This window comes from Ruegeria sp. CDSC045, assembly GCF_059610725.1.
This window is the reverse complement of record NZ_JBXWOE010000002.1, coordinates 368089-390632: the sequence shown is the minus strand read 5'-3', so window position 1 is coordinate 390632 and position 22544 is coordinate 368089. Positions and strand designations below refer to the sequence as shown.

Sequence of the window (22544 nt, the reverse complement as noted above, 5' to 3'; positions counted from 1 at the left end):
TTACAACCCTGTTCTGTGCGCGCGGGCGGTGAAAAAGATACCCGAGGGGCTGTCCGCCGCGATCTCGCGCAGCTTTTCAAAGCTATGCGTGTCGTAGACCACGACCTTGTTGGCGTCGCGGACACTGATCCAGACCTCATGCCCGCGTGCCGTGAACTCCATATGCAGGACGGCAGGGCCCGGAGAGAATTCGTGGATGACCTGTTTGCTGACGCTGTCGATGACCTGAATTGTATCGTTCAATGGATGGGCAAAATTCACCCAGACCTGTCGCCCATCCGGGCGCGCCATGGCAAAGACCGGCTGACCATGGGTTTGGGTGCGGCCTGTTTCTGTCAAGGTTTCGGCGTCAATCCAAAGAACCTCATGGTGGCCGACCGCGGGCAGGACAAATTCGCGATCCGTCAGTGCCCAGCCCTCAAGATGAGGCATCTTGTATACCGGCATCTCTTCCTGTCCGCGCCCATAGCCCGGAAGCACGCGGATCGGTTTTGGATTGTCTGCCCATAGGTCCAGCGCGGTCAGCCCGTCCTCGCCAAACAGACCGGTGATATAAGTGCGACCATTGGCGGTGATCAGCGCGTCATAGGGGTTCTTACCCATATCGGTGATCTTGGTGATCTCGGGCGCGCCATTTGCGAAATCAGCAATCCAGGTCTCGCCCGTGTCCCACATGGAAAACACGAACCGACGGCCCGGCGCATCGACAAGACCTATGGTTTTGCTGTCGGTGGGAATGTCGGCAACCAGTTCCAGCGTATCCGCGTCGAACACGCGTACGCCACCCGGCTCATAGTTCGACACCGCAACCAGTTGGCCGTCATCCGAAATTGCGCCGCCAATGGAATTGCCAGCCTGCACGACCCGATTTGCAATCTGACGGGTCACTATATCAACCTTGGTCAGCCCGCCATCGCGGCCAAAAACATAGGCAAAGCGTTCGTCGGGTGAATAGACCAGGGAGGCGTGGGACAGATCGCCCAACCCTTCGATCCGTGCCAATGCGGCCCGGTCCGACTGGTCCACCAATAAGACCGACCCTTTTGCCCGTTCGATCACAAGGCCCAGATCTCCGGTGGCGGTGGGGTCTGCATTGGCAGGTGTCATCATCATTAGGGCAACGATGCCAAGGGCAAGTTGTTTCATTTTGCCTCCTGTTCCAGCAGGTATCGGGCGATCCATTCGGCCTCTTCTTCGCTGATCAGGGGGCGCCAGGGGGGCATAGCCGTGTCGGGGATGCCGTCTAGTATGACCCCCGTCAGGACGTCCGCCTCGTAATGTTCCAGAGTTTCCGGTCGCAGATCAGGACCAAGCCCACCTTTCAGGGACAATCCGTGACACGAGCCGCAATCCTGGTGGACCAACCGTTTCAGGGCGGTTGGGTCGATGGCGTCAGCGGCCAGAGCGGAAGTGGCAACCAGAACGACGGCTGTCAGAACAGTATGCGCGGCCCAGCCCGGCTGCTTGCGGTCCATATGCGCCAGGCTACCCATGCGCCCGCTCCAAAATCTCGGTCAGGGCCTGATTGGCATAAAGCGAAACGACCTTTCCGATAATGAATAAGGTAGGGGCCTTCAGATCCGCCTTGCGCACATCCGCGGCAATCTGGTCCAGTCGGGATACAAGGCGGCGTTCAGAGGCACTGGTGGCCTGCCCAACAGCCAGGACCGGGGTGGATCCGGGTAGGTTCTCGGTCATCAAGCCGATGGCGATCTGGCCGATATTGGCCACGCCCATATAGACGACCAGCGTCGTATCCGGGTCCGCCAGTCGTTTCCAATCCAGATCAAGAACCTTGTCGGACTGCCTGTGCCCGGTGACATATTGAACCGAGGTCGCCAGTCCGCGATGGGTCAGGGGCACGCCGGTCGAACACGATGCGCCTTGTGCCGCCGTGATGCCCGGTGCGTATTCGACCGTAACACCGTGTGCCATCAGAAAAGCGGCCTCTTCCGAGCCGCGACCAAAGATCATCGGATCCCCGCCTTTCAGCCGGGCCACAACGTGACCTGCGCGTGCGTGTTCCAGCAGGATTTCGTTGATACGATCCTGAGGAACAGTGTGGCACTTGGGGGCCTTGCCGACGGCGATCAGCCGTGCGCCCTCGGTGTGCATGGCCAGAATTTCATCCGAAACAAGGCGGTCATAGACCACCACGTCCGCCTCCTGCAGCATACGCAGGGCGCGCATGGTGATCAGTTCGGGATCACCAGGGCCTGCACCAATCAGAAAAACCTTACCGCTCATGTGCAAACTCGCTTGTTCTGAATGTCTTCGGAACCCGGTGTTTTGGTCGTTTCCATGCGCGAATATGGGACGTTGCTGGGGGAACCGGGCGTGTCATGGAAACAAGTTGGCGCACAGGTAAACCGACCTCCTTGACTTAAGTTAAGGAGCACGGGAATTGCGCCCGCGCATCTTTCAGCCTGCCGCTTATCAGGGCTCTACGGTGACCATTCCGAACATGTTCTGTGTCTCCCAATGTGGTCCGCACAGGTAATCCTGGGCGCCGGGAACAAGAAATGTCAGATCAACAAATTCCTCGGGGAACAGGCGGTCACTCTCGGCTTTGCTGCCATCTTTCAGCAGGACGCTATGGCTGGTGCGTTTGTCTACGTTCACCCAACGCACTGTGGTCCCCGCTTTGACCGTCAGTTGGGCTGGGCAGAAATTGTATTTGTACATCAGCACAACCTCTGCATCTTCCACATCTGAAGACGGCTGACCGAACAGGTCCACGTAGCGGGTTTCTGCCTCAGCGCAGATCTCAGCTGTGTCTTCGTCAGCGGCCACCGCAGGTGACGCCAAAGTCAGAAATGCAGGAAGAAGTAGGCGGATCTTCATCGTCCAAGTCTCCATACCTAATACTTTGGGGCCGGTTTACCCGGCCCCATCAGTCATTGCCCGACCACGTTGATATTGGCACTGTCGTCGTCCAGCGCGAAGCTTGTGTTCAGCGTTACGTGGTGGAAACGTGCCGCGGCAAAGTCATCGTGGATTGCAAAGCCGACCGTATAGGTCTTGCCCGGTTCCAATGGCACATCACCCGGTGCGCCCGAGTTTAAGGGCCGCGAGAACGTGACGGTCCAAATACCACCCGACAAGTTGGCCGAGGCGGCGATTTCACCATCATTGACTATGCGCTGTTCCAGAAGATAGCCGTTGCTGGCGCTGCCATCGGCATAGACGCGCATCAGATCCAGATAGGTGCCGTCATCCAGATATTGCGCGATCTGCGCTTCGGCCTGCAATTTGTCCCAGCCACCCAGAGCTTTCCCGCGCCGGCCTTTGACTTCGACCTCGGTGCGGCTTTCGCTGATATATTTGGTCACAGTGTCCTGAGCGGCCAGGCGGCCTGCAACATCGCCATTGGCGACAATCGCATCTGCACCCGGATCAAACGGCATATAGGTGTTGTCCGCGTGGCACGAGGCCCAGCAGCCCACCTGATCCCCCATTTCGATCCCGGTTCCGGTGATCATCATGGCGACCTTGATCTGGTTGTCCGGGTCCATCTTCCCGCCATCCACAAATGGTGCAGGATTGTGACCTGCATCCGGCCATTGCAGGCGGATATAGAGGTTTTCGGCATCATGGGCCGCCTGAACAGTTGCGTCGATCACACCACGTTTTCCAGGGATCGGGGTTGGTTCCAGCTCGCCGCCTGCGACGATCTTGTTTCCAATCATGTCCAATTCCTTGGCATGACAAGTCGAACATTGGTCGCCACCTTTTGTCAGTGGTCGGGCGCCGCCGTGGAACTTGCCATTCTGAACCCATTCAAACGAAGCCTGACCGGGATAAAACAACTTCAGATCCGCGCTTGCGATGCTGGTCCAGTCGATATCGCCTCCGATATCGCTGCCACCGCCTGCCGGGGCTGTAGATTCTTCACCGCTTGATTTGGCGCGCTCTTCGGCGACTGCAGCGTCCACAGCGGCTGCGATCTGGGCTTGCACCGCCTCTTGTTGTGCTGTCTTGGCCGATTTTTCGGCTTCGGCCTCAGCCGCCTCCTTGGCTTCTACACGGTCGAGACTGGCCAGGTATTCTGGCGGAATTGCACGGATGAAATCAGGATTCGGGGCTTCAATCTGTTCCAGATATTCATCTGTGGCCCTGTCACGGATGTTCGAATGCGCAATCCCTTTGTGGCAGTCGATACAGGTCTGGCCTGTCTCCATTGCGTTCAAATGTTGCTGGCGCGCGCGGGGGCGCTGGAACTCGGGCATCATCGATTCAAAGTCGTGGCAGTTGCGGCACTCGCGCGAATCTGTAGCCTTCATCCTTTCCCATTCATTCATCGCCAGATGGATACGCTTAGCTTCGAACTTCTCGGGTGTACTGATCGAGCCAACCACCTTGCCATATAGTTCTTTGGACGCCTTGATCTTGCGGATCATCTTGTGGGTCCAGTCCTTGGGTACGTGACAGTCGGAACAGACCGCCCCGACCCCCGATCGGTTCACATCGTGGATGGTCCCGGTGTATTCTTCATAGACGAAATCGCGCATCTCGTGGCACGAGATACAGAACTCTTTGGTGTTGGTGGCTTCCATGGCGGTGTTGAACCCACCCCAAAAGACGATCCCGGCGGCAAAGGCAGCGGCAATACCGGCCACAGGCATTCCCCACAGGAAATACCGACGCCAGATCGGTGGTTTCTTATCTGGATCGGAGGTCATGTCCGGGCTCCGTTTTGGCTGTGTTGACTGGCGCGGCGTGTTAGGCCTGCGCATTCGGCTGATGGATGAAACAAGGACAGGGCGGGCGAGGGGCCCGCCCTGCTCCGAGTTGATCGAAACCCGTCAGGTGACGTGGTTCGACCGGTTGTAGACGTTGAACTTGCCGGTCGGGGCGTACAGCCCTTCGATGCGACCGATCTCTTCCAAAGTCTTGGCGTCAAAGATCACGATCTGACCGTTGGGTTCTTTTGAATCCGACAGGTTCCACTTGGACACCCAGACCTCGGTTCCATCCGCGTTGAATTCAAAGTGAACAGCGGCGCTGCCTTCGTCTTCGGTGATCTGGATGGTTTTCACGATCTCGCCGGTCTCTTTCGAGATGACCTGCACAGATTGCTGCACTTCCGGTTCCGGGTGTTTGGTCTGGTCAGCCCAAATATAGTCCGATTCCGGATGCGTACGGACGAACAGGCCCGGGCCGTCTGTTTCCACTTCGTAGCAGATCTTCCAGGCGTCATCGGGTCGGTTTTCGGGGTCGTTGCCCCAGACCGTCACGGTGCCAACCCCGAGGTGGGTTGTGCCAGCTACCGGCCCGCAATTCGGGTCAATCCAGTTTGCGCCCGGACCGGGATGCGGCAACGCGGCCGTGTCGATCATCGCCTCAAGCTTGTGGGTCTCGGTATCTACAACCACCATCTTGTTCGATGCGTTTGCAGCGATTTGGAAATACCGGCCCGTCGGATCGAAGAACCCGTCATGCAGGAATTTGGCGCTGTCGATCTTGTCGATCCGCAGATTGTCTAGATCAGTATAATCTACTTGCCACAGTTGCCCCAACTCTTTGACGGCAACGATCCAGGTCGGCTCATTCGGAGTTGTGTAGATAGCGGCCACGCGAGCCTCTTCCACATAGTCCCCGTCTACGTTCACGCCTCGGGTCGATACAACCTTGACCGGCTCCATCGTCTGGGCGTCAACGATTGCAAAGTGCGGCGGCCAATAGCCCCCACCGATGACGTATTTGCCATCGCCGGAAACAGCAACGTCGCGGGCGTCATAGGCAATCTTTACCTCAGACACCAACATCTTGTCCGGCGTCTGCCAGAGGTCGATCTTGGTCATCTTGCCGTCGCGGCCCATGGTGTACCAGAAGCGACCGGGCTGTTCCGGCTCTTCCAGAGAATGGTGTTCGGATGCTTTCAGAACGTGCACCGCATAGCCGGTCGGAATATGTGTCAGCACCTCTTTGGTGTCGCCATCGATAACAGCGACTTTGCCGACGTCGCGCTCGATAACAACAAAGAAGTTTTCCCAGTTGCGGCCATGCATCGGCTCGGTTGGGTAGTCCTCTTCTTCAACATATATCTTGCGGGTCGCCATCATCTGGTCCAGCGACATTTCAGGTGGTTTGGGCGGCTCCATCATGATGTAAGTCGCCATGTCTTTGATTTCCTGCTCGGACATGATGTCCGAGAAGTTGTTCATCCCGCCTTCGGTGCCCCAGGCGATGATCTTCTCAAGCCGCTCTTGCCCAAGCGCAAGTGTACCGCCTTCGGTCACGGCGCCGTCAGCTGCGGTTTTCTTCCAATGCGGTTCAAGGTTCTTGCCAGTGGCGCCTTTACGCAAGACACCGTGGCACCCCGCGCATTGTTCAAAGTAAAGTTGTTTGGACGCTTCAAACGCTTCTTCGTTCAAAGTTGGCTCTTCGGCGAAAGCTGGTGCAGCGACACTGCCCAGCAACATCGCGAAACCGACCCCGAAGACGCGGCCCGTTTTGGTATAGCTGATTCCAAGTGACATGATCACTCTCCATTTGCTGGTGAGGCGGTCCAAGCGTGGGGCATCGCGCAAGGGTGCTCCTTGACGAAAGTCAACACCAGTCGCGCAATTCAGGTGGCGGGCAGGGAAAAACGTCAATTTTCCGGCTGGGAAAATCTGTATCTTTGGCACACTTTTTCGGCCGGTTTGATTTTTGTTAAGTCGCGCAGCCGGGCGGCTTGCTAGGGCTTGGAAAACACCAAGGAGAGCAGCCATGCCCGCAATCATCACCCGCGTGTTTGGTGAAGGGTTTCGTGTATTCTTTCTGTCCGCCGGCCTCTATGGCCTCTTTGTCGGAGTGGTTTGGGGGCTGTGGCTGACGGTGCCATATGCAGTGCCGGATTATGGCATGGCCCCGCCCATGTGGCACGCGCATGAGATGATCTTCGGCTATGCAACAGCCGCGCTGGGCGGGTTCTTTCTGACCGCGGTGCCAAATTGGACCGGCGCACCAGATGCGCGTGCGCAGTTCATAACGTTGGCCGCCGGATTGTGGTTGGCTGGTCGGATGGCGATGTGGTTTTCAGGGATGCTGCCTGCGGCGCTTGTGGCGGTGGTCGACCTGGCCTTTGTACCGATTCTGGCGGCCAAGATTGCAACCCAGCTCATCCGGAGGCCGAAACCTCAGAACATGCTCTTTCTGCTGTTGCTCAGCTTTATCTGGATTGCTGATCTGTTCTCGCATCTTGAATGGACGAGGATAACAGATGACACATTGCATACCGGGCTGCGCGCGGGGTTGCTGGCGCTCTGCGCGATGATTGCCATTCTTGGCGGACGGATCACCCCGGCCTTTACCCGAAACGCCATGAGACGCGCGGGCGTTCCCGAGTCGAACTGGCCAATATCTGTGCCAATTCTGGACAAATCAGCGATGGCGGTTGCCCTGACCCTGCCACCAATCGTTCTGGTGCTGGGATCAGGTGCTGTGGCTGGATCGATGGCGCTGGTTCTAGGGGTGGCGCAGGTTTCGCGCATGGCCCGCTGGCGCGCGGGCTGGGCTGCGCGGGAGCCGATCCTATTGGCACTGTATCTTGGGCTTGCAATGCTGGCGCTGGGACTGATCCTCTGGGGGCTGTCAGTGCTGGGTTTCGGAAACGAGATCGCTGCCCTTCACATCCTGGGCATCGGATGCGTCGGCGGCATGACCCTAGCGGTCATGAGCCGCGCCGCGCTTGGCCACAGTGGTCGCGCGCTGGTGGCACCCGGCCCAATGGCGGTGGCCTATGGTCTGATGGCGGTGGCGGCCCTGTCGCGGTGGATTGGGGCAGATCTGAATGCAGGTTACATGGTTGCGATGCTGCTGTCGGACGGGTTGTGGGTCAGCGCATTTGCGCTTTTCCTGATCGCGATGTGGCCCGCGCTGACGGGTCCCAAGGTGCAACGGTCAGCGTGATTTGATTTCCTTTTGCAAGTCTTGACTTTCGTTAAGGATATACCGTGCCCATCCCGTCATTTTAGCCAGACTAGCTAATCTGCGCAAAGGAGAGCGCAATGCGAGAAGTCATGACCAAGAGCATGGCACGCAATATATTCTATGGCGGGTCACTGTTCTTTATCCTCATCTTTCTGGCTCTGTCGGCCCATTCTCACTGGTATATCGTGAACTCTGAGAACGCAGCAAAGCTCGATGAAAGTGTTATCAGGGGCAAGCACGTCTGGGAAAAACACGCCTGCATCAACTGTCATACCATCCTTGGCGAAGGTGCATACTTTGCACCAGAGGTTGGCAATGTGATGACACGTTGGGGCGTGCTGGACGACCCGGAATCGGCCTTTGAAGCCCTCAAAGGCTGGATGGAGGCGCAGCCGACAGACATTCCCGGTCGTCGTCAGATGCCCAATTTCAACCTCAGCGACGAAGACATCCGTGATCTGACCAACTTTCTGATCTGGACGGACAATATCGACGCTCAGGACTGGCCGCCCAACGAGGCGGGCTGAGAAGGGAACGGAGCAATGAAATACGAATCCCAAAAAATCGCCTATGCCTACTTTGCGGTGGCAATGGCCCTGTTCGCGATACAGGTTCTGGGCGGCCTTCTGGCCGGCTTTATCTATGTATCACCCAATTTCCTGAGCGAGCTTTTGCCGTTCAACATTGTGCGGATGCTGCACACCAATTCGCTGATCGTGTGGCTGATCCTCGGGTTCTTTGGTGCGGCCTATTTTCTGATCCCGGAAGAGGCCGAGCGTGAGATCCATTCGCCCATGCTGGCCTATCTGCAGCTGATCATTCTGGTGGTCGGTACACTGGGCGTGGTCTTGACCTATACGTTCAACCTGTTTGAAGGCAACTGGCTGCTGGGTAAAGAAGGGCGCGAGTTCCTTGAGCAACCCAAATGGGTCAAGGCCGGCATCGTCGTGGCCGCACTGATCTTCCTGTACAACGTGTCGATGACCGTTCTGAAGGGCAAGAAGACCGCGATCACCAACATCTTGTTGCTGGGTCTTTGGGGTCTGGCGCTGCTGTTCCTGTTTGCCTTCTACAACCCGGGCAACCTGTCCTTGGACAAGCAATACTGGTGGTATGTTGTCCACCTGTGGGTCGAAGGTGTCTGGGAACTGATCATGGCCTCGATCCTGGCCTATCTGATGCTGAAGCTGACCGGGGTAGACCGTGAGGTTGTCGAGAAATGGCTCTATGTCATTGTCGCCGCCGCGTTGTTTTCGGGTATCCTTGGTACAGGTCACCATTACTATTGGATAGGCACACCAGGGTACTGGCAGTGGATCGGCTCGATCTTCTCAAGCCTCGAAGTGATCCCCTTCTTTGCGATGATGGCCTTTGCCTTTGTGATGGTCTGGAAGGGCCGTCGGGACCACCCGAACAAAGCGGCGCTGCTGTGGTCGCTGGGCTGTGCCACATTGGCCTTCTTCGGTGCCGGTGTCTGGGGCTTCCTGCACACGCTGCACGGGGTGAACTACTATACCCACGGTACGCAGATCACTGCGGCTCACGGTCACCTGGCGTTCTATGGTGCGTATGTCTGCCTCAACCTGGCAATCTTCAGCTATGCAATGCCGATCCTGAAGAACCGCGATCCTTATAATCAGGTTCTGAACATGGGCAGCTTCTGGCTGATGTCCAGCGGTATGGTTTTCATGACCTTTGTGCTGACCTTTGCTGGAACAGTGCAGACGCACATGCAGCGGGTGGTCGGAGATTACTTCATGGATGTGCAGGATCAGGTCGCGATCTTCTATTGGATGCGCCTTGGCTCTGGCATCGTCGTGGTCTTGGGTGCGCTGCTGTTCATCTACTCGATCTGGGTTCCCCGGAAAGAGATCATTGAAGCCGGCGCGGCCGAAACCCCAGCGGAGTGATGGATATGGATGGCTCCATGAAACTGAGAACGGGGGCGGCTGACGCCCCCTTCTACCTGCCACAGGGTGATGAATGTGACGTGTTCGCTGCTGCCTATACCAACAACCTGCCGGTCCTGCTGAAAGGCCCGACAGGTTGCGGCAAGACCCGGTTTGTGGCGCATATGGCCGCCAGCCTTGGCCGCCCGCTTTACACGGTGGCCTGTCACGATGACCTTGCCGCTGCGGACCTGATCGGGCGCTACCTGCTGAAAGGCGGGGAAACGATCTGGGTCGATGGCCCCCTGACCCGCGCGGTGCGCGAAGGCGCGATCTGCTATCTGGATGAAGTGGTCGAGGCGCGCAAGGACGTGACCGTCGTGCTGCACCCGCTGACTGACGACAGGCGCATCCTGCCGATCGACCGCACCGGTGAGGAGCTTGTGGCCGCGCCCGGTTTCATGCTGGTCGCCTCATATAACCCGGGATATCAGAATATCCTGAAAACCCTGAAACCCTCGACCCGGCAGCGGTTCATCTCACTGGAGTTCGACTTTCCGTCGCCCGAGATGGAGGCAAAGGTCGTCGCTAAGGAAAGCGGGCTGGCGCTGGAACGCTGCAAGCCGCTGATCCGCTTGGCAGGTAAACTGCGCGGGCTCAGGGGGCAGGATCTTGAAGAGGGCGTTTCCACCCGTCTGGTCGTCTATGCCGCCACGCTGATCGCGCAGGGCATGTCCACCGACCGCGCGATCCTTGCCGCCATGATCGAACCTCTGACAGATGACGAGGACATCAAACGCGGGCTCCTCGATCTTGTCACGGCTGTCTTTGGGTGAGGCCGGCCGATGGTCAGGATCGATTTTGAGCCATGGGAACCCGAAGAAACGATCGGGAAACTGTGGCACTCCCTTGCCAGCCGTCTCGATGCACCCCAGGTGCATGTTGGAGCCGCGGTCGACCTTTCTGAGGTCGCGGGGCGGCTGGCAGTCCTTTTTCGCGGGCTTGGGGGCAGCCCGGGCGTTGAATTGCGCCCGGTCTCGCCCGAGGTTTCACACCATCGCCTAAGCTGGCGCCGTCGGTTGGGTACCGAAGTTGAACTGATGCCGCGCGCTTCGTTCGATGGCGAAGTGCTGCGCCTCCCGGACCGTCTGGCGGTGTTTCCCGCGCGCGAGGCGAACGGAGCGCTGTATGTTTGGCTGGCCGCCGCAGCGGCCCATGCGGGAACCCGGATCGTCGAAGGTGATCCGTTGCGCGCCGATCTGCACGCGCTGAGCGCTGCACAAACCATGGTTAATGCAACCTTGGACAACGCCCCCGGCTTGCGACCGCTTTACACCGAGCTTTGCAAAGGTGTTCTGCATGACCGCAACAAATCCGGCCTCCCGCCTGTGGAAACAGCGGTTGAAGAACTGATCCGCCATCGGCTGGGCGACCCCGCGTCTTTATCCCCGAAGGCCAGGCAATTCATGTCATTTGACGATGACCTGACTGCCCCACGCGGATATCAATCTTTCCGCCCTGTCCCTCTGTGGCCGGAATTGCGCGCTGTTGGTTTTTCAGAGCATAACGATGTCGAAAACCCCGATACTGAAGGCCCGCCCGAGGAATCGGGTGAGAAAACCCACCGTGCCCGGCGGCGCAAATCCGACCAGGCTGAACGCAGTGACAGTTTCATCCTTCATAAATTCGAAGCGATCCTCAGCTGGGCCGAGTTTCTGAACATCAACCGTCGCATTGATGACGATGATCCCGACAATGCCAAAAAGGCCGCCGATGATCAGGATGAGATCGGTTTGGGCCAGATTTCCAAGGCGCCGCCGACCAAGCTGAAATTGCATCTGGACCTGGCACCCGAGGATGTGAATCGCGAACGTCTGTCGGGCCGTATTCTCTATCCGGAATGGGACGTGCGCACCGGGCAATATCTGCCCGATCACGTCAACGTTCTAACCTCGGACGCCGATATTCGTGAGGATGCCGCCGAGTTTGGAAAAGACCCCGCCACCGCCCGCCGTATCCGCGCCGTCAAACGCCAGTTCGAAGCGCTGCGCCCGGGCCGCGTGATGACCCGAGGCCATCTGGACGGCGATCAACTGGACATAGAAGCCGCCGTTCGGGCGCAGGTTGACCGCTGTGCAAACGGTGAAGGTACCGAACGCATCTGGCAACAATCCCGCCCCGAGGCACGCGATCTGGCGGTTTCCATCCTGCTGGATGTCAGCCGCTCGACCGAAAGTGCCGTGACTGGCCGCGCCGTGATCGACATCGAACGCGAGGCGCTGGCAGCGCTGGCCTGGGGCCTGAACGCCTGTGGTGACGATTTCGCCATTCACGCCTTCAGTTCACTGAAACGACAGCGGGTCTATGTGCAACGCTGCAAACGGTTTGATGAGGTGATGGGCAGCCAGGTTGAACAGCGCATCGCATCGTTACGCCCGGGGCACTATACAAGGCTGGGCGCCGCGATCCGCCATTGCTCGGCCGATCTGGCCACCCAAACGCGTAAGCGCCGGTTGTTACTGGTGATCACCGATGGCAAACCCAATGATCTTGACCACTACGAAGGCCGCCACGGAATCGAAGACACCCACATGGCCGTGCGCGAGGCGCGCCGGGCCGGGCAATCGGTCTTTGGCGTCACCATCGACAAGACAGGTAAAAGCTGGTTCCCGCGGATGTTCGGGCAGGGCGGCTTTGCCGTCATCCCGGACCCGCATCGCCTGACCATGGCGCTGCCGCAAATCTACCGCCAACTGGTCGGCGCATGAGCGACGCGTCCCTTATCGACGAGTTGCCCGGCGAATTACTGATGTGGGTTCTGATCATTTCGGAGCTGCTGGTCTTTGGCGCGGGTCTGATCGCTTTCATGGGCGTGCGCCTGACCGATCCGGCGGGCTTTGCCGAGGCGCAATCGCATCTGCACCGCACCGGAGCCGCGCTGAACACTGCGGTTCTGGTCACCTCTGGCTATCTGGCCGCGCAAGCCTTGCATTGGCGGCAGATTGCGCGTCGGACTGCTGCCCGCCTGGCGTTAATCGCAGCTGCCGCGCTGGGCGTTATATTCCTGATTATCAAAGGCATGGAATACGCGGACAAGGCTGCACAAGGAATTACCTACGAGACCCATCCGTTCTTCCTGTTCTACTATCTGCTCACCGGCTTCCACGCGGCACATGTGTTGGCTGGGGTTGTTATCCTGCTGCTGGTCGCCTGGCGGGACAATCCCCGCAACATCGAGGCCGGCGCCCAGTTTTGGCACATGGTCGATCTCGTCTGGATCATGCTGTTCCCCGTGATCTACCTGTTGGGATGACGGACATGACCCAAACCTCATCGGATCCAAAAAGCTCCCGCTGGATGCTCTCAAACCCGCTCACCCGCGCATGGCTCAGCCTGTTGGTTCTGAGCACCGCTTCGGCCCTGCTGACGATACTCCCTCTGTCCGCACCGGTGTTGAGCGCAGGCATTTTGATCCTGGCCCTGTCTAAAGCCCGCATTATCCTTGCACGATATCTGGACCTGACGCACAGCCTGGCCTGGCTGAGCGGTTTCACCATGGTGCTGACCGGATTTGCGATGGTGATCTTCGGCCTCTCACTGTTTTGACATGAAAAAAGCCACCCCCGTGGGGCGGCAGTTCTCCAAGTGCGGGGACGCCTCGGTTATTGTGCGGCCATCGGCATTCTCGCGATCTGACACCGTTGCCACAGGGCCGATAAGGCACCGACCAGATGGTCGATATCTTCGTTTGTATGAACCGGAGAGGGGGTAATTCTCAGGCGTTCGGTGCCTTTGGGAACGGTCGGATAGTTGATCGGCTGAATATAGATCCCGAATTCTTCCAGCAGCGTATCCGAGATGAATTTGCATTTCACCGGGTCACCTACCATCACCGGGATGATGTGGCTGGGATTGGGCAAATGCGGGATGCCTTCGGCGTCCAGTTTGGCGCGCACCTGCGCAACGCGGGTTTTCTGCAGATCGCGCTCGGTATTGGATTGCTTGAGGTGTCGGATCGAGGCGGCAGCGCCTGCTGCTATTGCGGGCGGGAGGGCGGTGGTAAATATGAACCCGCTGGCAAAGCTGCGGACAAAGTCACACAAGGCAGCGGATGCCGCGATGTAACCGCCAACCACGCCGAAGGCCTTGCCCAGCGTCCCTTCGATGACAGTCAGGCGATCCATCAACCCTTCGCGTTCGGCGATGCCACCACCGCGCGAGCCATAAAGGCCAACGGCGTGGACCTCGTCCAGATAGGTCATCGCACCATATCTATCCGCCAGGTCGCAAATCTCTTTGATCGGAGCGATATCCCCATCCATCGAATAGACAGATTCGAAGGCGATCATCTTGGGCGCATCTGGATCGGCTGCGGCCAGCTTTGCCTCGAGGTCCGCCAGATCATTGTGCTTCCAGATCACTTTTTGTGCCCGCGAATGGCGGATGCCTTCAATCATGGAGGCATGGTTCAAAGCGTCCGAGAATACGATCAGACCTGGGATCTTCGCAGCCAGCGTCCCAAGTGCCGCCCAGTTCGACACATAGCCAGAGGTGAACAGAAGGGCGGCTTCTTTCCCGTGGAGGTCGGCCAGTTCCTGTTCCAGCAAAACGTGGTCATGTGTCGTGCCCGAGATATTGCGTGTGCCCCCTGCGCCCGCGCCGCAACGGTCGAGTGCATTGTGCATTGCCCCGACTACATCAGGATGCTGGCCCATTCCCAGATAGTCGTTGGAACACCAAATTCGTACGTCGCGCTGTAAAGCGCCATCTGTCTGGCGTGCATTCGGGAACGCGCCACAGCGGCGCTGTAGATCAATGAAGATGCGGTAGTTGCCTTCGTCGCGCAGATGCTCAAGGCTTTCGCCAAAAAAACGCTCGTAGTCCATCTCGAACACTCCTGGGAATACTGGCTTTCCAGCAAGACTATGTGCCGGGCCCGCTACGCAACATGACAAATGTCAAGCCGCAGAAAGGAAAGGCTGGCTTGGAAGCCGAAGGTTTGGCATAGCCTTAAGAGGACGGACGTACTGATCGGGTACGCAACTAGAAAAGAGGGGAAAGCTTCGTGGCGCATGAGGCACTAAAAGCGATCGCCAAGCAGTCACTATTGCTCAAGAGCTTTCCCGAGCATCATATCGACACGCTGTTAAGTCACGCGATCTGGCGGAAATATGATCGCGGAGAGACGATTTTTCTACAGGAAGAAAAAGCCCAGGCCATTCATGTGGTTCTGTCGGGCTGGGTAAAGCTGTTTCGCATGTCCCCTACCGGTGCCGAAGCAGTTGTCAGCGTTTTCACCCGCGGCGAAAGCTTTGGCGAAGCGGTCGCCTTGCGTAACGTTCCCTATCCGGTTTCGGCCGAGGCAGTTTCGGCCTGTGAGATCATGCACATTCCAAGTCCGGTCCTTTTGTCCCTTATGCGAGAGGACCCGGAAATTGGGGTGTCAATTCTGGCAGCTACCTTTACCCATCTGCATTCTCTGGTCGCCCAGCTTGAGCAGCTTAAGGCCCAGACCGGCGCACAGCGGGTGGCAGAATTTCTTCTGACTCTCTGCGAAGCCGAGATGGGGGACTGCATTGTCGAGCTGCCCTATGACAAGATGTTGATTGCCGGGCGCCTGGGCATGAAGCCCGAAAGCCTGAGCCGCGCCTTTTCCCGGCTAAAGCCGTTTGGCGTTAAAATTGACCGGACACATGCCCTGCTCTCGGACATTCAAGTACTGCGAGACTATGCAGAAAGTGACCCCTCCGAAAAGTGACCGAATTTATTGACCGGTGCTTTGCCGGGTGCGCCAAAGAGCCCCGAGAACGTGCTTCTTTGTTCAGGCTAGGACATGCGCATCGATCCCGTGAACGCGATTCCCTGTTTCCGGATAAGGGCCTTGTGCAACGTCAGGTAGTCCAGAACTCCAAAACAAGCTGGTTTTGGTGCTTCCTGGATCCACGCAGCTGAGTGATATGCCGCCAAGTTCCAGTCGGCATCTTCCGTCTGTACTTAGGGTCGAAATCGAATGGGAAACTCTAACCTTCAGGGGCTTCTACGATGTCAAAAATCCGTTCAACGACTATCTATTCGGAACCGGCATTCTGACAGCGCTAATTACCGCTTTCCTGTCGATAGTCATTTCTTTTGCGGCTTCGGCGGAGGAAGATTGTCTCAACATCTTTGCCCACATGCGGGATGTTTTGCTTTCGGTTCTAGAGTTGATCGAAACTGAGCGGCTGCCTGAAACCAACACCTTTATCCAGCATAGTTTTGGCGGATCCAAATTTGCAGCACACGGTGATAAGCATGTGAGCACCGAATACGAACAGCATGGTGCAAAGGCTTATATGCAGGGACCCGTGTTTACCACCGGGTCAGTGCATCTTCGTCTTCGTCCTTGGCCGAAACCCACTCCGCACCAGCGGTGGTGATTTCTTTCTTCCAGAAGGGGGCGCGGGATTTTAGGTAGTCCATCAGATATTCGGCCGCCTCGAACGCATCCTTGCGATGCGGTGCGGCAGTGGCCACCATCATGATCCGATCCCCCGGAGCGAGCCTGCCATGCCGATGGATCACCAGCACATTGCCCAGCGACCAGCGGTCTATTGCTTCTTGCGCAATCTGGGTCAAGGCCCGTTCCGTCATGCCCGGATAATGCTCAATCTCCATCACGTCCAAATCGCCCGTGGCCAGATCACGCACAACACCGGTAAAGGTCACGATTGCGCCATTTGCAGCATCGCCCGCCGCAAAGTCATTTGCCTCGGTACCTAGGTCAAACGGGTCTTCCTGCACCACGATGCGCATGACTTCAGCCACCTGTCATTGGTGGGAAAAAGGCAACCTCACGAACGCCCGCCAACGGGGCGTCAAAATCCGACAATTCCTGATCCAGCGCAACACGTAAGGCCGACAGATCCGCAAAGGCCGCTGCATAGCGATCCTCGCGCGCGCTAAGTTCTGCGACCAGATCGGATACGGTGGCGGCCTCGGTTTCAACCCGTTCTTTCGGCAGGCCAATCCGTTCGCGGACCCATGCGAAATACAGCACATCCATCCCTTAGTTCTCCTTCAGGTGTGGCATGGCTTTACGTAGGTAGTCATAGCCGGTGATCAATGTCAGCGCTGCTGCGATCCACAGCAGCCACAGGCCGATCCGACTGGACCAGAACATCCCTTCAAGATGCCAGCGCAGGCCGTTCAGGTCGTCTTCCTGCCCGGTCAGAATCTGGTCGATCAGCGTTGGGTCCATGCCGAAGCTGGCCATCACAAAGTAATGCTCGAAGATGCCCTGTGAAAACAAGACGGCTATCGCCACCATCTGAGCCGTGGTTTTCCATTTGGCAAGTTTGGTAACTTTCAGCGTTCCAGCCGTATCACCCAAATATTCGCGCAGGCCTGACACAAAGACCTCTCGGAACAGGATCACAGTGGCAGGCAGGACCAGCCACGGCGTCCAGTGTTCGGCCGAATACCCGACCAAGATCATCAGCGCGATCACCACCATCGCCTTATCGGCAATCGGGTCCAGCATGGCGCCAATTTTTGTTTCCTGCTTCCACGCTCGTGCCAGATAGCCATCGAACCAGTCGGTTAAGGCGGCTGTCAGAAACAGGATCAACGCGAACCAGTCGGCATAGGGCCGGGTGAAATACAAAAACATCACGGCCAGCCCCGGGGCTGCCAGCAGACGCAGGACGGTCAGAATATTGGGCAGGTTCCACTTCATGCAGCGGACCCTACATCGCTAAAATCCAACAGAAAAGATAGACAGTCAAAAAACCGTACTTGTCCCCTGAACTTGGTCAAAGCGCCGCAGGCAAGGCGTGGTGCGCCCATGCCCCTTGGAGTTTGTTCTTTTTGCGGTCAGGTTCACCGCACGTATCCGGGACAGAAGGCACATCATGACAGCTCATATACAAACCGATGCCCGGTCAAATCTGACCGGCAGCCTGTGGATGATCGCTGCAATGGCGGGGTTTGCGCTGGAAGACGCGCTGTTGAAAGCGGCTTCGGGTGCCGTACCGATCTGGCAGGTGATGGTTCTGTTCGGGGTGGGTGGGGCGCTGGTCTTTGCGGCGGTTGCACTGGCGCGCGGCACGCAACTGTTTCAGCCGGATGTCCTGTCGCGCCCGATGAAAGTGCGCGTGCTCTTCGAGGTATTCGGACGGTTATTCTATGTCTTAGCCATTGTGCTGACGCCTTTGTCCTCAGCTACTGTGATTTTGCAGGCGACTCCGTTGGTCGTGGTCGCTGGCGCTGCGCTGATCTTTGGCGAAACAGTTGGCTGGCGACGGTGGAGCGCGATTCTGATCGGTCTGATTGGCGTTGTAGTCATCCTGCAACCGACCGGAGACAGCTTTTCGGCGCTGTCCATTCTGGCGGTGCTGGGCATGTTGGGCTTTGCCGGTCGCGATCTGGCCAGCCGCGCAGCCCCGGCGACACTGGGGACTGAGGTTTTGGGCTTTTACGGCTTCCTCAGCATCATCGTTGCCGGTTTGGCCTATCGCCTGTGGGAGGGCGTGCCAATCGTCCCGCTCGATCTGTACAACGGTCTGTTTCTGACCGGTGCGGTGCTTATGGGTGTGATGGCCTATGCCTCGCTTATGAAGGCGATGCGGATCGGAGAGGTCTCGGCCGTGACGCCGTTCCGCTATACGCGTCTGCTGTTCGGTATCGGTCTGGGCGTGTTCCTGTTCGGCGAGCAACTAAACCAGACCATGTGGATCGGCAGCGCGCTGATTGTGGCCTCGGGGCTGTACATCCTGTGGCGCGGGCGGCGGGCCTAGCCCTTGTCGTGGAAGAAATCATAGACCTTTTGCGCCAAGCCGGCCGAAATCCCTTCGACCGCTTTCAGATCGGCCAGGTTGGCCCGGCCAACTGCTTTGGCGCTGCCGAAATGAGCCAACAGGGCACGTTTGCGCGCGGCCCCCACGCCGGGGATTTCATCCAGCGGTGTGGCCCCCACGGCCTTGGCACGCTTGGCTCGATGGGTGCCGATGGCAAACCGGTGGGCCTCGTCTCTTAGGCGCTGAATGAAATAGAGCACCGGGTCGTTGCGTTTCAGCGCAAAGGGCCTTTGGCCGGTGCGGTGAAATTCTTCCTTACCATGGTCGCGGTCAACGCCTTTGGCGACACCTATCATGGGAATCTCCTCGACCCCGTGCTGCGCCATAATCTCATGGACGGCGCTCACTTGCCCGGCGCCACCGTCAATCAGCAGCAGATCGGGCCACATTCCCTTGTCACGGTCGGGATCTTCTTTTTGCAGGCGGGTAAAGCGGCGGGTCAGCACCTCTTTCATCATGCCAAAGTCGTCACCGGGGGTCAGGTCATCTCCACGAATGTTGAACTTGCGATAGGCATTTTTCATGAAACCTTCGGGGCCGGCCACGATCATGCCGCCCACGGCATTGGTGCCTTGAATATGGGAGTTGTCGTAGACTTCGATCCGGTTTGGCGGGGCATCCAGATTAAATGCCTCGGCGATCCCGCGCAACAGTTTGGCCTGCGTGGCACTTTCCGACATCCGCCGGGCCAGGGATTCACGCGCGTTGCGTATGGCCCCTGCGACAAGTTCTTGTTTCTCACCACGCTGGGGCACAAGGATTTCTACCTTGCGACCGGCTTTTTCGGTCAGCGCCTCTTGCATCAGATCGGCGTTTTCAATGGAATCTGACAGGATCAACTGACGGGGTGGTTCCTTGTTGTCGTAGAACTGACCCAGAAACGCCTCCATCACCTCGGCGGCTGACACATCTGCCCCGACGCGGGGATAGAAGTCCTTGTTGCCCCAGTTCTGGTTGGCGCGGATGAAGAACACCTGAACGCAAGCCTGCCCACTGTCCATATACAGGCCGATCACGTCCGCCTCGGCCACACCGCGCGGGTTAATGCCTTGCGAGGTCTGCACCTGCGTCAGCGCCCGGATGCGATCGCGCAGGCCAGCGGCGCGTTCAAACTCCATCGCCTCAGACGCGGCCATCATCTGTTCGGCCAGCTCCTCTTGCACTTTGGTCGACCGGCCTGACAGGAATCGTTCCGCATCCTTGACGCTTTCACGGTAATCCTGATCCGAGATCAACCCGACACAAGGCCCAGAACACCGCTTGATCTGATAGAGCAGGCAGGGACGGGTGCGGCTTTCGAACATCGAGTCAGAACAGTTGCGCAGCAGGAAGGCCTTTTGCAGCTGGTTCAGGGTTCGGTTCACGGCACCCGCGCTGGCGAAGGGGCCGAAATACGCGCCTTTTTCCTTTTTTGCTCCCCGATGCTTTTTGATCTGTGGAAAGACATGGTCCTTTGCCACCAGAATATTGGGAAAGCTTTTGTCGTCGCGCAGCAGGACGTTGTATTTCGGTTTGAGCTGCTTGATCAGGTTCTGTTCAAGCAGCAGCGCCTCGGTCTCGGTCCGGGTCGTCAGGAACATCATCGAGGCCGTGGCCGCAATCATCCGCTCGATCCGGCCAGAGTGTCCCGGTCTTGTATAGTTCGACACCCGTGCCTTCAGATTGCGCGCCTTGCCGACGTAAAGAACCCGGCTGTCCGCATCCAGCATCCTGTACACGCCAGGTGAACTGTCGAGCGTTTTCGCATATCGCTGGATGCAGGCGTATCCTGTCGACTGGGCCGTCGAATGGGCGTCATTCTGAGAGCTGTTGGTGTCGTCTTGAGAGGTCATGGCCAAAATATGTGATTCTTTGACCATGGCTGCAATCTTGAGCGCTTCAGATCAAGGGAAAACAAATCCACGTATTCTGTGGATAACTGTGCAGATAACTTTTGTGGGGCTTGAATTTTCCCTTGTTTCATTAAGGATTCCTTGATTTGCTTAAAAAATAGGCACATATGTAATCTATTGAATTTAAACAGTAAAAATTTCTACACATGGCAAGTGTATGAAAAAAAAGACATTTTTGTAACGGATTGATAACAGAAATGAGAGCGGTGCAAAACTTCCAGCACCAAACGTTATTCCACGCCCAGAACATCCGGTGTCTGCCACCCCAAATGCTGTCCGCCATCCACGCAGAGAATCTGGCCGGTGACCGCATGAGCATCCAGGAAATACCCAAGTGCAGCGGTGATGTCAGAGGGGTTTGACCCACGTTCCAGAATGGTGTTGGCGCGCTGTGCTTTGAAGTGATCTTCGGATTGCCTGTGACCCTGCATCGTCGGTCCCGGTCCGATGGCATTGACGCGGATCGCCGGGGTTAGCGCCTGAGCTGCAGTACGGGTCAACGCCCATAGCCCCATTTTGGCGACGGTGTAGGACATGAATTCGGGCGTTAGTTTGCGGACCCGCATGTCGACCATATTAACAATCAGGCCCGTTGCCAGCGGCTCGCCCATATCATCGGTTTCAGGTTCCAGACCCTGTTCAGCCATCGCCTGAGTCAAAACGAATGGCGCCCGCAGGTTGCTGTTCATGTGGCGGTCCCAGCTTTGCCGGGTGGCCGTGTGGATGTTGTCGTATTCAAATATCGAAGCGTTGTTGACCAGGCAGGTAATGGGTCCGCCCAGCGCCTCGGATGCGCGTGGCAGCAGGGCAGCCACGCTTGCTTCTTCTAACAGGTCGGCCTGCAGAGCTACAGCATTGCGGCCTAGGGCCCTGATTTCAGCGACAACCTTAGATGCCTCTTGTTCAGAGGAGGCGTAATGGACCGCCACGTCGTACCCACGCCCGGCCAGATAAAGGGCCATTGCCCTACCAAGGCGAATTCCGGCACCGGTAACTAGGGCTCGGGTCATGCGGCCTCTCTTTGTGTCACACCAACAAGGAAATAACGTAAACCGCGTAAAGGCTTGTCAACAGAATTCCCCATCCGCGGGTGATATCCCGTTTGAAAAATACAAAGGGGACCAAAAGGAGTGATGCGCCCAGCATGACCCAAAGATCAAATCGCAGGAATTCTGGATCAACAGGAATGCGCCCAAACAGGGTTGCAATGCCGACGATGGCCAACAGATTGAACATGTTGGACCCGATAACATTGCCCAATGCGACATCGGCTTGTCGGCGCAGTGCTGCCATAACTGTGGTCGCCAGTTCCGGCAGGGAAGTTCCCACCGCTATAAGTGTCAGTCCGATTACAGTCTCGCTGACGCCGTAAGTGCGGGCAATGATTGTAGCGTTGTCGACCAGAAGATGTGCGCCCATCGGCAGGCCTATCAGTCCGAGCACCAGGTAGACTGAAATCTTCCAATAGGGCATGTCTGGATCGGCTTCTTCCAAGCCATCAAAATCGTCATCCTCGGCGCAGGCTTTGCCACAGGCCTTGCGATGGGCATGGGCTTCTCGGAAGGCGGTCCATAGAACAAAGCTGAGAGCAGCCAGCAAAATCGCGCCGCTGAACAGGTTGAACACGCCGCAGAAGGCAAGGCCGATGAACAGAACGGTTGCCAGCAACATGAACACATAGTTCTTGCGGCTGTCACATTCGCTGGTGTGCAGCGTGGCAAGCAGCGCTGGCAGGCCCAGCACCAGCAGGATATTGGCCGTGTTCGACCCCACAACGTTACCCAGGGCGATGCCCGGTGCGTTTTCCTTAATTGCGCTGATTGCAATCAGAAGTTCTGGCGCCGAGGTGCCGAATGCCACGATCGTCAAACTAACGATCAACGCCGGTACTCCAATCCGCAGGCTGAGGTTCACGGCACCGCGTACCAGCGCATCACCCGCCAGCAACAGGATCAACAAACCGAGACCGGATAACAGCCATGCCGTCATGCGCGGCCTCCTTTTTCGCAGGC

Annotated in this window: 22 protein-coding genes; 9 read left to right on the top strand and 13 right to left on the bottom strand. The window is 57.6% G+C overall.

What is annotated here, in order from left to right; translation table 11 throughout:
• The 6 genes from AC2FH6_RS07115 to AC2FH6_RS07090 form a co-directional block, all read right to left on the bottom strand.
• Nucleotides 1–1146, bottom strand: coding sequence for a cytochrome D1 domain-containing protein (locus tag AC2FH6_RS07115; protein WP_496691874.1), 1146 nt, complete (start codon nt 1144–1146; stop codon nt 1–3).
• A complete protein-coding gene (locus tag AC2FH6_RS07110; protein ID WP_271948625.1) occupies nt 1143–1493 on the bottom strand; it encodes a c-type cytochrome in 351 nt (116 codons plus the stop codon). Before AC2FH6_RS07110 ends, AC2FH6_RS07115 begins: the two co-directional genes overlap by 4 nt.
• Nucleotides 1486–2247, bottom strand: coding sequence for a uroporphyrinogen-III C-methyltransferase (gene cobA / locus AC2FH6_RS07105; RefSeq protein WP_281972619.1), 762 nt, complete (start codon nt 2245–2247; stop codon nt 1486–1488). Before cobA ends, AC2FH6_RS07110 begins: the two co-directional genes overlap by 8 nt.
• A 189-nt stretch (nt 2248–2436) precedes the next feature.
• A complete protein-coding gene (locus AC2FH6_RS07100; RefSeq protein WP_496701841.1) occupies nt 2437–2844 on the bottom strand; it encodes a cupredoxin domain-containing protein in 408 nt (135 codons plus the stop codon).
• Between the two features lie 53 nt (nt 2845–2897).
• Nucleotides 2898–4682, bottom strand: a complete 1785-nt coding sequence (locus AC2FH6_RS07095; protein WP_496691872.1) for a NapC/NirT family cytochrome c — start codon at nt 4680–4682, stop codon at nt 2898–2900.
• Between the two features lie 123 nt (nt 4683–4805).
• Complete coding sequence (locus AC2FH6_RS07090) at nt 4806–6482, bottom strand: cytochrome D1 domain-containing protein (RefSeq protein ID WP_142635247.1); 1677 nt, start codon at nt 6480–6482, stop codon at nt 4806–4808.
• Nucleotides 6483–6714: 232 nt separating this feature from the next.
• Between AC2FH6_RS07090 and AC2FH6_RS07085 the strand changes: the two genes are divergently transcribed.
• The 7 genes from AC2FH6_RS07085 to AC2FH6_RS07055 all read left to right on the top strand — a co-directional run bounded on the left by AC2FH6_RS07085 (nt 6715) and on the right by AC2FH6_RS07055 (nt 13412).
• Nucleotides 6715–7896: an NnrS family protein gene (locus AC2FH6_RS07085; RefSeq protein WP_496701839.1), complete on the top strand. Its 1182-nt coding sequence runs from the start codon at nt 6715–6717 to the stop codon at nt 7894–7896.
• Nucleotides 7897–7994: 98 nt separating this feature from the next.
• Nucleotides 7995–8444, top strand: a complete 450-nt coding sequence (locus AC2FH6_RS07080; RefSeq protein WP_142635251.1) for a c-type cytochrome — start codon at nt 7995–7997, stop codon at nt 8442–8444.
• Between the two features lie 15 nt (nt 8445–8459).
• On the top strand, nt 8460–9827 hold the full coding sequence (locus AC2FH6_RS07075) for a cbb3-type cytochrome c oxidase subunit I (RefSeq protein WP_496676741.1): 1368 nt from the start codon (nt 8460–8462) through the stop codon (nt 9825–9827).
• A 5-nt stretch (nt 9828–9832) separates the two neighbouring features.
• On the top strand, nt 9833–10642 hold the full coding sequence (locus tag AC2FH6_RS07070; protein ID WP_416383916.1) for a CbbQ/NirQ/NorQ/GpvN family protein: 810 nt from the start codon (nt 9833–9835) through the stop codon (nt 10640–10642).
• Between the two features lie 9 nt (nt 10643–10651).
• Nucleotides 10652–12574 (top strand): nitric oxide reductase activation protein NorD, encoded by a 1923-nt coding sequence (locus AC2FH6_RS07065; protein ID WP_496701837.1) that lies wholly within the window; start codon nt 10652–10654, stop codon nt 12572–12574.
• Nucleotides 12571–13119, top strand: coding sequence for a cytochrome c oxidase subunit 3 (locus AC2FH6_RS07060; protein ID WP_496696553.1), 549 nt, complete (start codon nt 12571–12573; stop codon nt 13117–13119). Before AC2FH6_RS07065 ends, AC2FH6_RS07060 begins: the two co-directional genes overlap by 4 nt.
• A 5-nt stretch (nt 13120–13124) precedes the next feature.
• Nucleotides 13125–13412 carry a nitric oxide reductase F protein gene (locus AC2FH6_RS07055; protein WP_496696551.1) on the top strand — a complete coding sequence of 96 codons (288 nt, stop codon included), beginning with the start codon at nt 13125–13127 and terminating at the stop codon, nt 13410–13412.
• Nucleotides 13413–13468: 56 nt separating this feature from the next.
• On the opposite strand, the gene hemA is transcribed toward AC2FH6_RS07055, so the two are convergent.
• Nucleotides 13469–14692 carry a 5-aminolevulinate synthase gene (gene hemA / locus AC2FH6_RS07050; protein WP_496701016.1) on the bottom strand — a complete coding sequence of 408 codons (1224 nt, stop codon included), beginning with the start codon at nt 14690–14692 and terminating at the stop codon, nt 13469–13471.
• A 179-nt stretch (nt 14693–14871) separates the two neighbouring features.
• Between hemA and AC2FH6_RS07045 the strand changes: the two genes are divergently transcribed.
• Nucleotides 14872–15564 (top strand): Crp/Fnr family transcriptional regulator, encoded by a 693-nt coding sequence (locus AC2FH6_RS07045; protein WP_271948599.1) that lies wholly within the window; start codon nt 14872–14874, stop codon nt 15562–15564.
• Between the two features lie 590 nt (nt 15565–16154).
• Here AC2FH6_RS07045 and AC2FH6_RS07040 read toward each other — a convergent pair.
• From AC2FH6_RS07040 to pgsA, 3 genes are read right to left on the bottom strand one after another with little or no spacing between them, the layout of a single operon-like run.
• On the bottom strand, nt 16155–16598 hold the full coding sequence (locus AC2FH6_RS07040; protein WP_142635265.1) for a molybdenum cofactor biosynthesis protein MoaE: 444 nt from the start codon (nt 16596–16598) through the stop codon (nt 16155–16157).
• Between the two features lie 4 nt (nt 16599–16602).
• Nucleotides 16603–16848, bottom strand: a complete 246-nt coding sequence (gene moaD, locus AC2FH6_RS07035) for a molybdopterin converting factor subunit 1 (RefSeq protein WP_142635267.1) — start codon at nt 16846–16848, stop codon at nt 16603–16605.
• Nucleotides 16849–16851: 3 nt separating this feature from the next.
• On the bottom strand, nt 16852–17520 hold the full coding sequence (gene pgsA, locus AC2FH6_RS07030; RefSeq protein WP_142635269.1) for a CDP-diacylglycerol--glycerol-3-phosphate 3-phosphatidyltransferase: 669 nt from the start codon (nt 17518–17520) through the stop codon (nt 16852–16854).
• 175 nt (nt 17521–17695) lie between these two features.
• On the opposite strand from pgsA, the gene AC2FH6_RS07025 reads away from it, so the two are divergent.
• Nucleotides 17696–18580 (top strand): DMT family transporter, encoded by an 885-nt coding sequence (locus AC2FH6_RS07025; protein ID WP_496701834.1) that lies wholly within the window; start codon nt 17696–17698, stop codon nt 18578–18580.
• On the opposite strand, the gene uvrC is transcribed toward AC2FH6_RS07025, so the two are convergent.
• The 3 genes from uvrC to AC2FH6_RS07010 all read right to left on the bottom strand — a co-directional run bounded on the left by uvrC (nt 18577) and on the right by AC2FH6_RS07010 (nt 22521).
• The gene (gene uvrC, locus AC2FH6_RS07020) at nt 18577–20472 is read right to left on the bottom strand and encodes an excinuclease ABC subunit UvrC (protein ID WP_496701867.1); all 1896 of its coding nucleotides are present in this window, start codon (nt 20470–20472) and stop codon (nt 18577–18579) included. The two genes, AC2FH6_RS07025 and uvrC, sit on opposite strands and share 4 nt — an antisense overlap.
• Before the next feature lie 290 nt (nt 20473–20762).
• A complete protein-coding gene (locus AC2FH6_RS07015) occupies nt 20763–21542 on the bottom strand; it encodes an SDR family oxidoreductase (RefSeq protein WP_496701833.1) in 780 nt (259 codons plus the stop codon).
• Between the two features lie 16 nt (nt 21543–21558).
• Nucleotides 21559–22521: a calcium/sodium antiporter gene (locus AC2FH6_RS07010; protein WP_142635277.1), complete on the bottom strand. Its 963-nt coding sequence runs from the start codon at nt 22519–22521 to the stop codon at nt 21559–21561.
• Between the last annotated feature and the right edge of the window lie 23 nt (nt 22522–22544).